The organism is Halomonas sp. ISL-56, assembly GCF_018612805.1.
Taxonomy (GTDB): domain Bacteria; phylum Pseudomonadota; class Gammaproteobacteria; order Pseudomonadales; family Halomonadaceae; genus Vreelandella.
In genome coordinates this window covers 20,716-37,261 of record NZ_JAGGRO010000023.1, presented here as the reverse complement: position 1 = coordinate 37,261, position 16,546 = coordinate 20,716, and the positions used below count along the sequence as shown (strand labels likewise).

Here is a 16,546-nt window from a genome sequence, read left to right as displayed (position 1 = left end):
GCTCCCAAACAAAAAAGCCCAACCGATTAGGGCTGGGCTTGGGTTACAAACAATTATTCGACGATTACTGAGGGAGCAGTGATATATCGGCGACTTCTAAAAACAGCGCTTGAAGGCTTGCAAGAAGCGCCAAACGATTATGCTGAATAGCCGGGTCGTCTGCCATCACCATCACTCGGTCAAAAAAGGCATCCACGGGATCGCGAAGTGTTGCAAGTACGTCGAGTGCCTGCTGATAGTCACCTGCAGCAAATAGCGGTGACACCTTCGTCTGGCAATCTGTTACAGCATCCAAAAGAGCCCGTTCGGCATCTTCCTGCAGCAAGCCTTGGTCGACAGGTGTGCTGCTGTCATGCGCCTGCTTGCTTAGAATATTTGAAACGCGCTTGTTAGCCGCTGCCAGCGCTGCGGCTTCGTCACGCTGTGCAAAGGCTTTCACTGCGCGCAGGCGGCGAGCGAAGTCGAGCGGGTTAGTCACCGGGCGTGCTCGCACGGCAAGGTACATTTCAGCGCTGATGCCTTCATCCTGGCCCCAGGCGCGGAAACGATCAAGCATATAGGTCAGCACATCCTCAACCAGCCCATCGGCATTAGGTAGGCCCTTATGCTGTTCTGCGGCAACTGTGAGCAGCTCACGCAGGTCCAGATTCAATTCGCCCTTAACCAAGATGTTAAGCACACCAATCGAGGCTCGACGAAGAGCAAAAGGATCTTTTGCGCCGGTAGGGCGCTGGCCAATCCCGAAAATTCCGACCAGCGTATCCAGGCGATCAGCCAGGGCCAATGCCTTGCCTGTGGCGCTTTGGGGAATAGCATCGGTAGCAAAGCGCGGTAGGTACTGCTCTTCAAGCGCTTGGGCAACTTCTGCTGGTTCGCCATCCTGCTCTGCGTAGTAGCGTCCCATAATGCCCTGTAGCTCAGGGAATTCGAGAACCATCTCCGTTACAAGGTCACATTTGGCAAGCGCTACGGCGCGCTGGGCATGGGCCACATCGCCGTTGATCTGCTCAGCAATAAAGGTCGCAATCACCGTGCTACGGCGTGCTTTATCAGCCAGGGTGCCCAATTGCTGTTGGAACACAACGCTTTCTAACTGAGGAATTCGCGATGCCAATGTGCGCTTGCGGTCGGTGTCGTAGAAAAACGCTGCATCGGCCAAGCGTGGACGAATGACTTTTTCATTCCCGGCAATGACTTGGTCAGGGTCAGCGCTGTCGATATTGGCGATGGTGATAAACAGCGGTTTCAGCTTGCCTGCGTCGTCCAGCAGGTGAAAATATTTCTGGTTAGCCTTCATTGAGGAGATCAAACACTCGGCGGGCACTTCCAGAAAGCGCTCATCAAAGCTACCGGTCAGGGCGACCGGCCATTCAACCAAGCCGCTCACTTCTACCAGAAGGGCCTCGTCGATGACTGCATTGGCCTCCTGGACTTCAGCCTCTGCTAAGACCTGTTCACGGATGCGTTCGCGCCGTTGCTCCCGATCCACCAACACATAGGCATTTTCAAGGGCAGCCACATACTCGTCGGCGTGGGCCAGCTGGATAGCATCAGGGGCGTGGAATCGGTGACCGTAGGTGGTGCAGCTGGCCTCTAAACCAAGGGCCTCAGCGGCTACTACATCGCTACCGTAAAGTGCCACCAACCAGTGAACCGGACGTGAAAACTCAACCCGGGAAGCGCCCCAGCGCATGTTTTTGGGCACAGGGAGGGTGCTGATAGATTTGCGGATGATCTCGGGCAGCAATGCTTGAATAGACTCCCCTTGCTGCTGTTCACGAAAACCTAGCCAGGTGCCTTTATCGGTTTCTAAATGAATTAGCTCGTCGACGCTCACCCCGCAGGAGCGGGCAAAGCCTTCCGCCGCTTTAGTGGCCACACCTTCTTTAAAGGCGGCTGCGAGCGCTGGCCCCCGGCGTTCAACATCCCGGTCGGGCTGTTTGTCGGCAAGCTCGCTGACTTGCACTGCTAACCGTCGTGGGGTTGCAAAAGCACTAACGCTGGCGAAGGGCACGTCGGCGTCTCGCAGGCCTTTTTCGATGCCTGCTGCGAACGCATCGGAAAGCGCATCGAGGGCCGTGGGTGGCAGCTCTTCAGCACCCAGTTCTAGTAAAAGCGTATTAACAGCCATTAGTCGTCTCCCTGATCGGCGAGTAGCTCTTGTAACAGTTCTCGGCGAAGCGTTTCTGGCGCCATGGGGAATCCTTCGGCCTTACGCGAATCAAAGTAAGCAGTCGCCACATCTCGCGCCATGGTGCGAACGCGTAAAATAAAACGCTGACGCTCGGTGACCGAAATAGCGTGGCGGGCGTCTAACAAGTTGAAGGTGTGGGAAGCCTTCAGAACTTGCTCGTAGGCTGGCAGCGGCAGGCTGGCGGCAAGCAGTTTGCCGCACTCTTGTTCCTGATGGTCAAAGTTAGCAAACAGCTGGTCGACATCGGCGTGCTCAAAATTGTAGGCGGACTGTTCGCGCTCGTTTTGCAGGTAAACATCGCCGTAAGTCACTTTGCTACCGTCGGGGGCAATGGCCCAAACGAGGTCATAAACGCTGTCGACGTCCTGCAGGTACATGGCAATACGCTCAAGCCCATAGGTCAGTTCGCCGGTGACTGGGTAGCATTCGATGCCACCTGCCTGCTGGAAGTAGGTAAACTGGGTGACTTCCATGCCGTTTAACCAGATTTCCCAGCCCAGGCCCCAAGCGCCTAGGGTAGGGGATTCCCAGTTATCTTCGACAAAGCGGACATCGTGAACCAGCGGATCAAGACCAAGACGCTTGAGCGAGCCCAGATAGAGATCCTGTAGGTTGCTCGGCGACGGCTTCATAACTACCTGGAACTGGTAGTAGTGCTGAAGGCGGTTAGGGTTTTCGCCATAGCGGCCGTCAGTAGGACGGCGGGAAGGCTGTACATAGGCAGCATTCCAGGTTTCGGGGCCAATCGCCCGCAGGAAAGTAGCGGGGTGGAAAGTGCCCGCGCCGACTTCCATATCGAGCGGCTGAAGGATGACACAGCCCTGTTCTGCCCAGTACTGCTGCAGAGCAAGGATCAAGCCTTGAAAGGTCGACACATCGGGTGTCGATTGGTTTGTCGAGACACTCATCGCGGAAAGCACCGTTGGCCATGAATTCATAAGGCGTCAAGTATACAATCCTAGGCAGATGGGTTATAGGCAAGTATGCCAACAAGCCGCTTTAGGTAAGGAGAACAGTATGATTGTGGTAACAGGCGGTGCCGGTTTTATCGGCGCCAACTTAGTTAAAGCACTAAACGCCCGTGGACGAAACGATGTGATGGTGGTCGACGATTTACGCGATGGCACCAAGTTCGTCAATTTGGCTGACTGCACGCTGGCGGACTATCTCGACAAGGACGATTTCCTCGTTAGAGTAAAAGCTGCCCTGGCAGGCGAGAGCGTTGACCTACCCAAGATAGACGCGATTTTCCACGAGGGCGCCTGTTCGGATACCACCGAGTGGGATGGCCACTACATGATGGAAAATAACTTTGAGTACTCCAAAGTGCTGCTTAATTACTGCGAGCAGCAGGGTATTCCTTTCTTTTATGCCTCGTCAGCCGCCACCTATGGCGGCAGCGAGGTGTTTAAAGAGGTGCCCGAGTGTGAAAAACCGCTTAACGTATACGGCTACTCAAAACTGCTGTTTGATCAACACGTACGCGCACGGTGGAGTGAGTTAACCACGCAGGTGGTGGGGTTTCGCTACTTTAATGTCTATGGTCCGCGCGAACAGCACAAGGGCAAGATGGCTAGCGTGGCCTATCACAATCATCTGCAAATACGTAACGGCGAAACGCTCAAGCTGTTTGGCGCCTACGACGGCTTTGAAGCCGGTATGCAGAGCCGCGACTTTGTGTATGTCGGCGATGTGGTCGATGTGAACCTATGGTTTTTGGATCATCCCGATCAATCCGGTATTTTTAACTTGGGCACCGGCCGGGCGGAACCCTTTAAAGCGATTGGTGAGGCCGTTATCGACTTTTACGGTAAAGGTGAAATTGACTACATTGTCTTCCCAGAAGAATTGAAAGGGCGCTATCAGAGCTATACCCGTGCTGACATTAGCAACCTGCGTGAGAGTGGCTGCGATGTGGAGTTTAAAACTGTGGCTCAAGGGGTGAAGGCCTACTTGGGGTGGTTAAATGGCTAACTCAGCACAGCGTTTGCTGGTGATTGGCCCTTCCTGGGTGGGTGATATGGTCATGGCGCAAAGCCTGTTTATGACCTTAAAAGCCCGCCAGCCAGACGCGACGATTGGCGTGGTTGCGCCAAAGTGGTCACAGCCTATTTTAGAGCGCATGCCTGAAGTAGATGAAGTGCTGCCGTTAGCAGTGGGCCACGGCGAATTTGGCCTGGCCAGTCGCCGGGAGCTCGCCAACCGTCTGCGCGGCCGTTTTGACCGCGCTATTGTTTTACCCCGTTCTTGGAAGGCTGCACTAGTGCCCTTTATGGCGCGCATTCCTGAACGCATAGGCTTTTTAGGCGAACACCGCTACGGGCTTCTTAAGGAGCGTCGCAAACTCGATAAGCAGGTGCTGGATCAAACGGTAAAGCGCTTCGTTTCGCTAGGCCTACCCCTGGAAGAAGCCGCTAGCGGTGACTTTGCGCTGCCCAAACCGAGACTACAGATTGACCGCGATAATTTAGTCAATCTACGGCTAACACACTCGCTGTCGTCGCGCACGGCAATTGGCTTGATGCCGGGTGCTGAGTACGGCCCTGCCAAACAGTGGCCGGTTAGTTACTTTCACAGCTTAGCCAAACGGCTGGTGGAAGAGGGTTTTGAAGTACGCGTACTTGGTGGGGCAAAGGATCATCCGGCGGGAGAGGAGATCACTCAGGGTCTTTCCCATGCCCACAATCTGTGCGGTAAAACCCAGTTAGCCGATGCGGTTGATCTGCTTGCGGATTGTCGTCAGGTCGTTACAAATGACTCGGGATTAATGCATGTGGCCGCTGCGGTAGGCGTGCGTATCCATGCGCTATACGGCTCTTCGTCGCCCGCTTATACGCCGCCGTTGACCGACAACGCTGTCATCCACTATCTAGCCCTTTCCTGCTCTCCCTGCTTTCAGCGTACCTGTCCGTTGAAGCATACCAACTGTCTTAATCAGCTCAGCGTTGATCAGGTCTATCAACAAATTCACGCATCTCATCACTGGGAAGGCGTGATTGCTAATGAATGAGGTCAACTTCATCCGCTACATCAGCGGGCGTCTCAACGGTTTGTTCTTGAGAGGAGGGGGAAGACTCAACAGGCTCACGCCGCTGAGGGGAGATACCTTCCCAAAGGCGGTGCTGAAGCGCCGTCTCTTCACGCAAGCGCTCATTCAGCACTTCGATGCCACGCGCCTCTACTAGCGTTCGGTTATTGCTGAAAAGTGACGTACCCAATCCGGCGCGGTCACGTTCCAAACGAAAGCCCAGCGCATCTAACAGTGTGGGAAAAACATCTAGCATGGTAGCGTCGCGACGAATACGCTGGGGCTCAATCCCGTTACCCAGCATAATCAGTGTGTTGTCACGGTCTAAGGCGGTCAGTTGATCCCACACTGAAACCCGCATTGTTAGATGATCGCTAAGGATGACCACCAACGTATTGTCGAGGAGGCCCTCGGTCTCTAAACGCTCAATCAAATCTCGGGCAAGCCATGCTGCACACTCCACCGAGTAGAGAATATCCTGTCCATCAAATTCGCCCTGCTTTTCGATGCATGACTGAGAGGGGTAGCCATTGGGCGCATGGCCTGCCAAGTTCAGGCTAACCACGCCCCAGGGGCCGCTATCTTGGCTAGCTAAGCGCCTGATTTCATCAGTAGTGATGTCGTACAGCGTGTCGTCGTACAGCCCCCAACTATTCACATACTCAGGATCCTCTAGCAGGGGCTCTAACTCTTCTCGTCCTTTTACGGTATCGAATTGGTGACCACGGTAGAACAGGCCTTTACCCGCGAACTGCGTGCTGGCACCACCTAAAAAGCTTAGCTGGTAGCCCTGTGCAGCAAGGATGTCACCCAGGCAGTCGACGCCAGGAACGACCTTGGATAAGGGGGCAAACTGACTGTCGTGAAGGAGGCCTGCGGGCATTAATGGCACCCCGCACTGGCTGGCGATCATGCCGGCCATCGTCCAGCCCGTGTTATCCATTTGGCGTATGCCTTCAAAGACAGCACCTTTTTCACCCAATGCAGTGAGATCGGCGTAGACATCGCCAAATAGCTCGTTGGCGTAGGTGCGCTCAATGCTTTCCAAATACAGGACGAGTAAGTTAGGGGCATCCCTTAGCTCCTCCGTGGGGGGCGGCTTGTAGCGGCGGTCTAGCCAAGCACCGTCATCGGTAACTATTGACGCGCTGCGTTGACCTAGGCCATAAAGCAACGGGTTACTCGCTAGCAACAAAATAGCAAAAAAGCGCTCGGCTAACCGCCAGCGCTGATCGTGGCGTGTTAGCCATGTCACGGCAGCCAGTATGCCGATCATTATCAGCGTATACAGCACCGCGATAACCATTTTTCCTGCGCCACCATGCTCGGCCATGCCTGCCTGGAGGTGAAAAAACACCGCCCCTAGATCGACAATGCCAAAGCTATCCGCAAGGTAAACGTAAATGCCCCATAGGCTTAGTGGTAACAGCGACCAAGGCCACATTTTTCGATAACGAGCGTTGGCAGGCCGACCCCAGCGTAGCTTAAGCCCCACGCCAATCCATGCAGCGGCGACAAAAAATAGCGTCCACCAGGGCAATCGGGTCATTACCGTGACGGTATAACCCAGGCAGAGGCCGATGAGTGTCAATGCAATGGTGGCCAACCTAGCGGTACCCAATGCAGTCAAAGAGCGAAAACTTATAATGATATTTACCTAATATAAATAGTTAAAAAGAACCACTAAGAAAAAAGATCACTTTGATGATAGCGGGTACCAAGGGAGAAGTTGATAGGTGCGCTCGAAATATTTCTGCATAACCAGAAGACCAATCAAGCGCTCGCGATCGGTATGCATAAATTGCGCAAAGTAACGGTTCGCATTAGCAATAATTTTTTTGGCCTCAGCGGGATTGTCTCGGTAAAAGATGACTTTCTCCTCAAGATCTGAGTAATCATCCTTGAGCTGCACATAGTGATAGTCGGGTAACAACGTGCCTTCCATAAACCATGTTTCAAAGCGCGGACGTCGCATAAAACAGAGTGAATTTGAGGCCATTATCCACTTAAGATTTGTGGCCACATCTTTGCCTTCTATACTGAGCACGAATTTATATTTCAGTTGCTCTGGCACCGACATAAAATGGCGATGCCAGGGTTGTCCGTGGGCATTTTTGTGCGTATCGCCCACGTTGCATAGCGGGTGATCATAAAAGTCTCGAATGAATTGACGCCGATGCTCTTGATGACAAAAACCTCGCCATACCACAAGGTCGAGCTTGTCATCATAGCGGTGAGAATCCTTCACCGTGTAGTAGTGACGAACACGGTTTAATTTAAGTAAAATTGAGTTTTGGTTGTAATCATTAATCGGCCGGCTTTTCACTAAGGTAGGCACGTCGGGCACAGTGGTTACATCACCAAAACGGTGGCAGAAGCGCTGGTCAGGCGGGAAATAGCGCAACACGCTGAGTAAATCCAAGTAATAAGTGCCACTTTTCTCGCGTTTGAAATTAGCTAAACTGACTGCCTGCTCGGGCAGTTCAACGTCTTCCTCTAACTGATTACAGTAATTGACTCTGAACAGTATTTGCCGCTGCTCGTCTTCAGGCAGTGCCTTGAATGAGCGCAGCAAGTTGATTCTTTGTCGGTGCAGAAGAGCACTGGGAAGCAGACGATGAACCGCATGTTGTGCATAAAAGCCTAGCTTATGGAGATTTTTATGCGCTTTCGCAGATGCAGCAAGCATAACTATTAACTCAATATTGTTTGGTAGAGATGCCAATACGATGCAGCCATTGACTGAGGACTATAATGATCTAAACGCTCTGTTGCGCCTTTAACCAACCGCTGCCGTAGGGGGACTTCCTGCCTTAATCGCAGAATGCCGTTAGCCAGCGCATCGGCATCGCCGGACGGGATCAATAACCCCGTCTGTTCATGCTTGACGATATCCGGTATACCGCCCACATCGGTGGCGATGACGGGGACGCCGAGCTGCATGACATCCAGCACGACGGAGCCCAAGCCTTCATTACGCGAGGGAAAAGCAAACACGTCCAGGCCCGCCAGATAATCGGCAATATTGTTTTTAAACCCCAACCAGGAGACATTGCTAAGCGATGACGACTCATTTTTTAATGCCTCTGCGTCTTTGCCATCGCCCAACAAAATAAACTGTATATCCGGCGCTTGTTGCTCGAGTTTCCGCGCAGCCTGCAGTAGCACTCGCTGTCCTTTGTGACGATCAACCACGGCGCCGGCGTGGCCGACTAAAAATTTATTGGCAAAACCGTCGCGAAAACGCTGGGTCGCATCAGATGAGGGCGCCAAACGAGCATAGGCGCTGGGTACTAAGGTAACGTCGCCCCACTGGTTGTCTTCCAAAAGACGCTTTATAACCTGGGAAAGGGCTACCCTGGCGGATGCATGCGAGTAACTTTGCTGGTTAAACCACTTACGTTTGACGGGCGAATCGACACGGCGAGTAATTAAGTAGGGCGTACCTGTTAAACGGTAGTGTAAGTAGGCCCAATGAACGCCTTTGGCATCGTGGGCATGTACCAAATGAGTCTTGCCGAAATGAAAATGTCCCGCTAACTGATGATTGGCTGACTGAAAATTGAGTTGCGCAACGCCTTGCAGGTGTTGGCGCATGGGGGAGTCGCTACGGCAAACCAGCGTCTGTGTAATCTCGTTTGATGACCGCTCTGCTAACGTCTTAATTAATAACTCAGTTTGGCGCTCACCGCCGCGAAAACCACGCGCCAAATTGACATGAGTAATATGCATCAATCACCAAACCTTATTAAAGTCTTCTGCTTCAAGCACTCTTGGATCACGCTGATATTCGAGTAGTTTGGCATACTTCAAGTAGCTATTGAGCCCTGCGCTGATCGCCACCGTCATGCCATCTACCCCGCCCATAAAACCCCGCTGGAATATATATTTACGTATAAAGGCATTCAGCCCATGTGCAAACGGTGAAAAGGCGTTGGCCCGCTTGCCTTTCTGAAACATAATCTTGGCCGCACGGCCGCTGAAATTGCGGCCCGGCTTTGCAAACAACTGACCAAGGTTCTCAAAAGAGTGGTGGATCATATCCGCGTTGAGTCGCTTGGGATTGGCAGCGATAACTCTGGCGTGCTGCTTAACGTCGGCAAAGCGAGCATGGTGGTGGTTGTAGAGTCGAATACAATAATCTGGATACCAGCCACAGACCCGAATCCAGCGTGAGCCAATCATATTGCGACGGCGAAAGGCAAAAGCGTCATGTTCAGTTTCAGCAAGGTCGAGCTGTCTAATCGCTTCGACCATCTCTGGCGTTAGGCGTTCATCGGCGTCTAAGCTGAGCACCCAGTCATATGCAACATGCGCTAGCGCGATATTTTTTTGAATGCCGTCGCCTAAATAGGTTTGTTGCACCACCTTGGCGCCTAACTCACGCGCGATATCCGTGGTTCGATCCTGGCTGCCAGAATCCACCACGACGATGTCATCACATACTTGCCGAGCAGACGCAATACAGTCCGCAATATTGGCTTCTTCGTTAAAGGTAATAATATTAGCCGATATCATCAAACAGGCATCTCTTGCAAAAAGGCGGAAGTAATGTGTGCTGGAGAGAAGCGCTCCAGCCAACGTTCATCAATAGCGTAGCCGTCAGCATCAAGAATGGCATCGACACGGGCTGCTAATGCCTCCGGCGTCATCTCGCAAAGGTAAGCTTCCAGCTCATCGGCCATGATATCACGCACCCCGCCTGGGCAATCGACCGAGACAATAGGGGTTTGGCAGGCCAGTGCTTCTAGCAGTACGATGCCAAGACCTTCGTGGGCGGAACTCAGTATGAATAGGCGCGCATGATGCATCCAAGGGTAAGGGTTTAATTGGCGGCCCGCAAAAGTAACGTTCTCCGCAATATTGAGTTCAATGGCTAGTGCCTCCAACTCTTTGCGCAGAGGCCCCTCGCCAACAATGACCAGGGGAAGGTTTGTCTGCATCTTGGCATACGCCCGCAGCAGGAGGTGATGATTCTTCTGCGGTACCAAGCGAGCTACGTTAAGTAAATAGGGCGAATTGGGCCGCTCGGGGAAGTCTTCAAGCATTGTTTTTCGGATGGCCGCTAAAGGGCATGGATTGGTGATGGTTCTTAGCGATAATGGCTGTACCTCTAGTGTCTGCATGGCCGTCGCAATCTGTTGTTCGACGCCGTGAGATACAGTAATTAGATGTTTATTATGAAACAGACAGCGTGCCTTTAATCGCTCTAACCAGTGAGCATGGCCTGAGGTAGGTTTGACGATATTTTCTAGTACATAACAGGCGCGAGGATCCTGGAAAGACCATACCGTTTCAAAAGTACCAATGCCGCGGAAAATAATCCGGTCAAAATGCCCGTGTTGTCGCTCAAGGCGACGTACTTCGCGACGAAAAAGTTTTCCGCCCCACCAGCCGGACAATAAAAAATAGCTTTTCCGAAACGCGCTATTGAGCAGACGAGCTGCCACCTCAATAATACCGCCCACACCCGATCTCCACATGGCACGAGAAAGTGCGAAATGGTGAACATTGACCTGCACATTGCTCGGTGCTAACTGAGGAGGACGCGGCTTAAAGTACATCAAATGGCTTTCATGGCCCTGTTCAGCAAAAGCATCAGCAAGGTTCACTGCTACCCGTTCCATGCCACCAATTTTTAACGTACGCACGACAATCAATACCTTCATGTAGTCGAGTCCTTTGGGTGTAAGGGAAGTTGTAGCACCGGCTTGCACTGCAACTGCTGACGCCGCCGCTGAGTCTTAAACCACGCCAGCATTTGTTTGAATCGCTGTTGCAGGGGCGGGGGGGGAACGCTAACGGACGGCTGCCAAGGGGTTAATGAAAGATAATGCTGATATAAATAGGTAAGTGGGTGGCGGCTGTTGGCATGCCATGGTTTTCGTGCGCCTATAAAATGGACGATCGCGGGTTCACGAATTGCGTGTTCAAGTTCCTTTTGCCAATTGGCATAGTGAGCTACTTTTTTTTCCACTGCAGGATAAGCGTATGGCTGCATATTCCAGCGCATGGGTAGTCGATACCAGTCTTGGAAAATAAGATTTAAAGCGTCCTGGTCGGGGTAATTTAAGGCGTAATCGTGCTGCTTTAAGATTCGATCTACTTGGTCTAGCACATTGCGTGCTTTCCATCCTTCAAGATCCACCACAAGAACGCCGGAATTAAAATAGTCCTGAAAGCCCAGACCCATTCGGCTCTGTTCGGTTCCCTGTAGATTAGCCACACTGGCTATGGGAGCGCCCTCCATGTCGAATGACGATACGTTGGCGATATCATCTAGCACCACCAGGTCGCAGTCTAAATAAATAACTTTCTGGCAGCTTGATGGCAACCAATTATGCATGCCTAGGCGTAACATGGCAGCGGGGCCAAAACGACCCAATGCTGATTCAGGCCAGCTGCTGCTTTCCGCCTCAATGACCGTTAGCGATGCAGGCAGTGTCGTAAACCAGTTGTGCAGCCGTTGATGAGTATGGGTAGATAACTGGTAGCCTAATAAATAGAAATGCAGTGCTTCAGGTGTCTGGCTGTGGCAAATAGTGGATGCCATGACGGCTGCTGCCTTGTCGACATACCCTTCATCGGCGCACAGGACAATAGTAATCATGGGAGATCCTTTTCGATATGAGTAATGGCTTTTGAGCGGTTAGCCCGCAATTCGGGTTTCCATATATGAGTGAGGCAGCCCGCCATAACAACATTAAAAAGAAAGACGCCTGTCCAAAATATCAAATAGGACTCAAAAAGATTAATAACACTCCAAAAGCATAAAAAAGCATAGAAAAATAGCAGAACATCACCTGGCATATCGCCACGCTTCCACGCAAGCCAGGCACTTTTTGTAAACCATATTAATAAATAGAAGTAAGCGACTAGACCCAGTAATCCATACTGTAACGTGATTTCAAGATAGAGGTTATGTAAGTGACCAAAGTTTAAAGCTTGATAATGTGCATGATTATATTGGATGTTGTTAAATAAATAATCAACGCCCTGATCACCCCAGCCAAGTAAGGGGCGCTGTGCAATCATATCGATCGCGGCACGCCAGCTATACAGGCGCTCTCCTACACTAGAGCGTACTTCGCTAGTCGATAGGGGGACAGAGCTCCAGTCACCTCTCAGTAGTGCCTGAATGGTATCCAACTCTGCAGTGGCTCTTTCAATGACTAAAGAACTGTTGCTAATGATAAGAATAGCCAGACACGTTGATAGAAAAAAAATTAACAGTAGCTGTTTGTTTGAAAAACGTTTTCGGTGCTCGATAAACAATAATAAAAATACCGTTAGCATAGCTGCAGCCACACCGAGCCAGGTAGCGCGAGTTTGCGAAATGATAACGCCGGCCAAGATGATAAGGAAAGCCACTACCCAGAGGATTAGTTTGCCATAGTGCTGTAGAGGGGCTCTTAATAGCCTAGGAATGAAAATTAGTAACCCAAGCAACACAGTGCCGAAAAACATTGCTGAATGCTGAACGTTACGAATGCCAAAGCCAATGCGTTCGCCGTGAAAGCCTCGCTGAAAATCAGCAAGGCCATCGCCAGCAATCCATGGCGCCAATATGACGGCTGCGCTGGCAATACTCCAGAAAATCAGCGTGTTTCGTGTACTGCCCGCAAGCCACCACGCAAAAATAATAAATACAAATAGTCGGGCAATGTGATCCAGCTTAGGGTAATCACCTGCTAGGTGTGAAAGTGTCAGCGTTAAATAAAACCAGTGACACACAGCCAAGAGTAAAGCCCACCACAGCATATGAAACACTGGGTGCTTCCATATAGGTGTGGCATAAATCTTAATACTAATTAGGCCAGAGAGAGATAATAGTAATTTGTTGAAGTCGCTAAAATCGCCAAAGTGCGGCTTTGAAAAAACGTAGAATAACGTAGCTAATACACCTATCGCTATTAAAGGTAGGGGCGTTTTTCCTAAATAATGTGTTTCCCATAAGCTCGAAGGGATCTTTCTTTGCATATACTCAATTTCTCAGTTGTGTGCTGCATCTATAACAAATGAATGTTCGTTGGAGGTGACAAGTATTTCAAAAAAGCTATCTTGAGTAAGTGGCATGATACGTTTAGCCAAAGTAACCTTGTCGAATGCTGCCCATTACGCCTGAGCTATGCGGAGCAGCAGAAAATTTCCCAAGCGAGCGTCCTAAGCGAGCTAAATTATTTTTCTGCCATTTTCCCGGTTCACGAAGGCGGCAGCGATCCAGGTCAATCAACCAAGGCGCACCACGGGGATCGATCAAAATATTGCGCGCGTTCAGATCAACGTGGTCTAGCCCAGCTTGATGAAAGCGTCGGATCATAACGCCGACCCGCTGCAACAGTGCTTCATTGGCTAGATCGTCAATTAGTAGCTCGGCCAATGCTTTGGCGCCGCCAATGCGTACAGTGATCAACGCGGCTTCATAAGTAAGCCCATAGCGGGTAACACAGCTTGCTACGGGCCGGGGCACCGGCAGCCCTTGTTCAAATAGCGCAGCGGTCAAGCGCAGCTCACGAAATGCTCGGGTTCGCTCAGCGCCAGTCCATAAGTAGCGCTTTTCACTAAGTTTGGCCGCCATGCCGCCGCGACGATAGGGCCTTAGCACCCACTGCTCGGTCGGCGTTGCCTGCAAAAACAGGCTGCTGCCCCGGCCAGGCGCTTCGCCCACAATTAATCTGCGTTCACGCCAGTAATCGCTAGTGAATAGGTCAGGATCAATTTGGTGTGTTCCCGGCGCGTCACATAAACTGTCTACATCATGTAAAATCAGCCAATTTTTCTGCCGGAGTGCCGCTAAGCGCATGAAGCCCTCTCTGCCTGTTCAGCCTAACCATATTGCCATTTTGCGCCTCTCCGCCTTAGGAGACGTGTGCAATCTCGTGCCCACAGTGCGGGCGTTGCAGCGCCAGTGGCCCGATGCGCGCATTACCTGGATTATCGGTAAGGGGGAGCACAGTCTACTGGCGGGGCTTTCCGGGGTCGAGTTCGTTGTTTACGACAAGTCGACAGGTATTGCTGGTATGCGCGCGTTATGGCGGCAGCTTGCCGACACGCGTTTCGATGTGCTGCTGCATATGCAGCAGGCTATTCGTGCCAGTGTGCTGTCACTAGGGTTAAAGGCTAAGGTGCGCGTGGGTTATGACAAAGCACGCGCTAAAGATGCTCAGCACTGGTTCACCCAGCATCAACTCGCGCCGCACCCCAATGCCCATGTGCTGGAGTCCTTTATGGACTTTGCCCGAGTGCTTGGGGTAGAGGATGATCACTTGACGTGGGACTTGCCGGTGCCTGACACGGCTCGTAACGAAGCACGGGTTATCAGCGGTGACGCCCCGTATCTGGTCATTAATCCATGCAGCAACGTACGCCTGCGTAATTTTCGCAACTGGTCGGTAGAGGGCTACGCGAGCGTGATTGAGCACGCCTGGGTACAGCACGGCCTTAAAAGCGTGTTGACTGGCGGTGGCAGTGCCTTGGAGCGGGAAATTGGCGATCAAATTGAAGCGCTTTGCCAGCCGGGGAGCGTGATTAACGCCATTGGCGGCACCTCGCTAAAAGGGGTTTTAGCGCTGATCGATCAAGCCCAAGCGGTGATAGCGCCGGATACCGGCCCTATCCATATGGCCAATGCGATGGGAACGCCCGCTCTGGGGCTTTATGCGTCCACCAATCCCCAGCGTGCCGCGCCCTATTTGTGGCGTGATTTTGCGGTTAACGCATACCCCGAAGCGGTGCGTACCTATCTGCATAAGTCGGTAGACGAGGTGAGTTGGGGCCAGCGGGTGCGTCACCCCAGTGCCATGATGCTGATTAAAGCAGACGACGTTATCGCCAAACTGGACACTCTGCTGGCGCATACTGTCTCCGCCGCCAGCGCAGGGAGCAACGATGAAGATTGATTTAACCGCCTTAGAGCATGCCCGAGTGCTAGTGGTCGGCGATGTGATGCTAGATCGCTACTGGCATGGCGGTACCTCGCGTATTTCCCCCGAAGCGCCGGTGCCGGTGGTGCGGGTGGAAGATGTCGAAGATCGCCCAGGCGGGGCGGCCAACGTGGCATTGAACATTACTTCCTTAGGCGGCCATGCAGTACTGGCGGGCGTGATTGGAGACGACGACAATGCGCAAATTCTACAAGCCAGTTTGAATGCCTCAGGTGTAAGTACTTACTTTCAGCGTAGCACTGAGATACCCACGATCACTAAGCTGCGTGTAATGAGCCGTAACCAACAGCTGCTACGTCTGGATTTCGAGCAGCGATTGGACAGTGTCGATACCAGCCAGCTAGTGAGGCATGTAGAACAGGCGCTAGCCGGCTGCGACGTCGTGATTCTTTCCGACTATGGCAAAGGCACCTTGAATCAGGTGGAAAACCTGATTGCCAACGCAAGGGCTCAGGGCAAGCGGGTGCTGATCGATCCGAAAGGCCAGGATTTCAGCAAGTACCGTGGGGCAAGTTTAATCACCCCCAATCTCACCGAGTTTGAAGCGGTGGTAGGCCACTGTGCGACAGATGCCGAGCTATCGAGTCGTGGTGAAGCACTGCGCGCTGAGCTTGAGCTAGAAGCGCTACTGATTACCCGCAGCGAAAAGGGCATGACGCTGATCCGCGAAGGCCACGTGCCGCTGCATTTACCTACCCGCGCTCAGGAAGTCTTCGATGTCACAGGGGCGGGGGATACCGTTATTGGTTTGATGGGGCTTGCGCTGGCAGCGGGCCACGCCTTTCCCGAAGCGATGATGCTGGCTAACTTGGGGGCCGGATTGGTAGTCGCCAAACCGGGTACGGCGACGCTCTCAATCGCTGAGCTCTATACCGCGCTACACGGCGATAAACTGGCCGAGTTCGGTGTCATTGAGGCAGGCCTGTTGACAGAGGCTGTAAGGGCTGCCCAGTTGCGGGGTGAGCGAGTGGTCATGACTAATGGCTGCTTCGATATCCTGCACGCAGGCCATGTCGCTTATCTGGAGCAGGCCAAACGCTTGGGAGACCGTTTAATCGTCGCGGTTAACGACGATGCCTCCATTGGTCGCCTAAAAGGGCCAAAGCGTCCGATTAACCCCTTACATCGGCGTATGCAGGTATTGGCAGGATTAGGCGCCGTCGATTGGGTCGTGCCGTTTAGCGATGATACTCCCCAGACGCTAATCGAAGCGGTATTGCCGGATATTTTAGTCAAAGGCGGCGACTATCGGCCAGAAGATATCGCCGGGGGGGCGGCGGTGATTGCCAATGGTGGCGAGGTGAAAGTGCTGGGCTTTGAGGACGGTGTGTCTACCTCGGCGATGATTAGCTCCATTATTGATCGCGAGCGCTAAGAAAC

Annotated in this window: 14 protein-coding genes; 4 read left to right on the top strand and 10 right to left on the bottom strand. The window is 52.3% G+C overall.

Features of this window, described 5'->3' with window-relative positions:
• Positions 1-64: 64 nt before the first annotated feature.
• Positions 65-2,131, bottom strand: a complete 2,067-nt coding sequence (gene glyS / locus J7J49_RS19340; protein WP_215094993.1) for a glycine--tRNA ligase subunit beta — start codon at positions 2,129-2,131, stop codon at positions 65-67.
• A complete protein-coding gene (gene glyQ / locus J7J49_RS19335) occupies positions 2,131-3,102 on the bottom strand; it encodes a glycine--tRNA ligase subunit alpha (RefSeq protein ID WP_064232427.1) in 972 nt (323 codons plus the stop codon). Before glyQ ends, glyS begins: the two co-directional genes overlap by 1 nt.
• Positions 3,103-3,211: 109 nt before the next feature.
• On the opposite strand from glyQ, the gene rfaD reads away from it, so the two are divergent.
• Complete coding sequence (gene rfaD, locus J7J49_RS19330; RefSeq protein ID WP_215094991.1) at positions 3,212-4,168, top strand: ADP-glyceromanno-heptose 6-epimerase; 957 nt, start codon at positions 3,212-3,214, stop codon at positions 4,166-4,168.
• Positions 4,161-5,204, top strand: coding sequence for a lipopolysaccharide heptosyltransferase II (gene waaF, locus J7J49_RS19325; RefSeq protein WP_215094989.1), 1,044 nt, complete (start codon positions 4,161-4,163; stop codon positions 5,202-5,204). The genes rfaD and waaF overlap by 8 nt, the downstream gene beginning before the upstream one ends.
• On the opposite strand, the gene J7J49_RS19320 is transcribed toward waaF, so the two are convergent.
• From J7J49_RS19320 to J7J49_RS19285, 8 genes are all read right to left on the bottom strand, one after another.
• Positions 5,194-6,771 carry a sulfatase-like hydrolase/transferase gene (locus J7J49_RS19320; protein WP_251048413.1) on the bottom strand — a complete coding sequence of 526 codons (1,578 nt, stop codon included), beginning with the start codon at positions 6,769-6,771 and terminating at the stop codon, positions 5,194-5,196. The genes waaF and J7J49_RS19320 overlap by 11 nt on opposite strands.
• A 147-nt stretch (positions 6,772-6,918) precedes the next feature.
• Positions 6,919-7,911: a glycosyl transferase family 90 gene (locus J7J49_RS19315; protein WP_251048411.1), complete on the bottom strand. Its 993-nt coding sequence runs from the start codon at positions 7,909-7,911 to the stop codon at positions 6,919-6,921.
• A 5-nt stretch (positions 7,912-7,916) separates the two neighbouring features.
• On the bottom strand, positions 7,917-8,954 hold the full coding sequence (locus J7J49_RS19310; RefSeq protein WP_251048410.1) for a glycosyltransferase family 4 protein: 1,038 nt from the start codon (positions 8,952-8,954) through the stop codon (positions 7,917-7,919).
• A gap of 3 nt (positions 8,955-8,957) precedes the next feature.
• Positions 8,958-9,740 (bottom strand): glycosyltransferase family 2 protein, encoded by a 783-nt coding sequence (locus J7J49_RS19305; protein ID WP_251048409.1) that lies wholly within the window; start codon positions 9,738-9,740, stop codon positions 8,958-8,960.
• Positions 9,740-10,891 carry a glycosyltransferase gene (locus tag J7J49_RS19300; protein ID WP_215094983.1) on the bottom strand — a complete coding sequence of 384 codons (1,152 nt, stop codon included), beginning with the start codon at positions 10,889-10,891 and terminating at the stop codon, positions 9,740-9,742. Before J7J49_RS19300 ends, J7J49_RS19305 begins: the two co-directional genes overlap by 1 nt.
• Positions 10,888-11,832 (bottom strand): glycosyltransferase family 8 protein, encoded by a 945-nt coding sequence (locus J7J49_RS19295; RefSeq protein WP_215094981.1) that lies wholly within the window; start codon positions 11,830-11,832, stop codon positions 10,888-10,890. Before J7J49_RS19295 ends, J7J49_RS19300 begins: the two co-directional genes overlap by 4 nt.
• Entirely contained in the window at positions 11,829-13,202 is a 1,374-nt protein-coding gene (locus J7J49_RS19290) for an O-antigen ligase family protein (RefSeq protein WP_215094979.1), read from the bottom strand. The genes J7J49_RS19295 and J7J49_RS19290 overlap by 4 nt, the downstream gene beginning before the upstream one ends.
• Positions 13,203-13,305: 103 nt before the next feature.
• Entirely contained in the window at positions 13,306-14,025 is a 720-nt protein-coding gene (locus tag J7J49_RS19285; protein ID WP_064232436.1) for a 3-deoxy-D-manno-octulosonic acid kinase, read from the bottom strand.
• Between J7J49_RS19285 and J7J49_RS19280 the strand changes: the two genes are divergently transcribed.
• Together J7J49_RS19280 and hldE are read left to right on the top strand one after the other, a co-directional pair.
• Positions 14,024-15,121: a glycosyltransferase family 9 protein gene (locus J7J49_RS19280; protein WP_215094978.1), complete on the top strand. Its 1,098-nt coding sequence runs from the start codon at positions 14,024-14,026 to the stop codon at positions 15,119-15,121. The two genes, J7J49_RS19285 and J7J49_RS19280, sit on opposite strands and share 2 nt — an antisense overlap.
• A complete protein-coding gene (gene hldE / locus J7J49_RS19275; RefSeq protein WP_215094976.1) occupies positions 15,111-16,541 on the top strand; it encodes a bifunctional D-glycero-beta-D-manno-heptose-7-phosphate kinase/D-glycero-beta-D-manno-heptose 1-phosphate adenylyltransferase HldE in 1,431 nt (476 codons plus the stop codon). Before J7J49_RS19280 ends, hldE begins: the two co-directional genes overlap by 11 nt.
• Positions 16,542-16,546 lie beyond the last annotated feature (5 nt).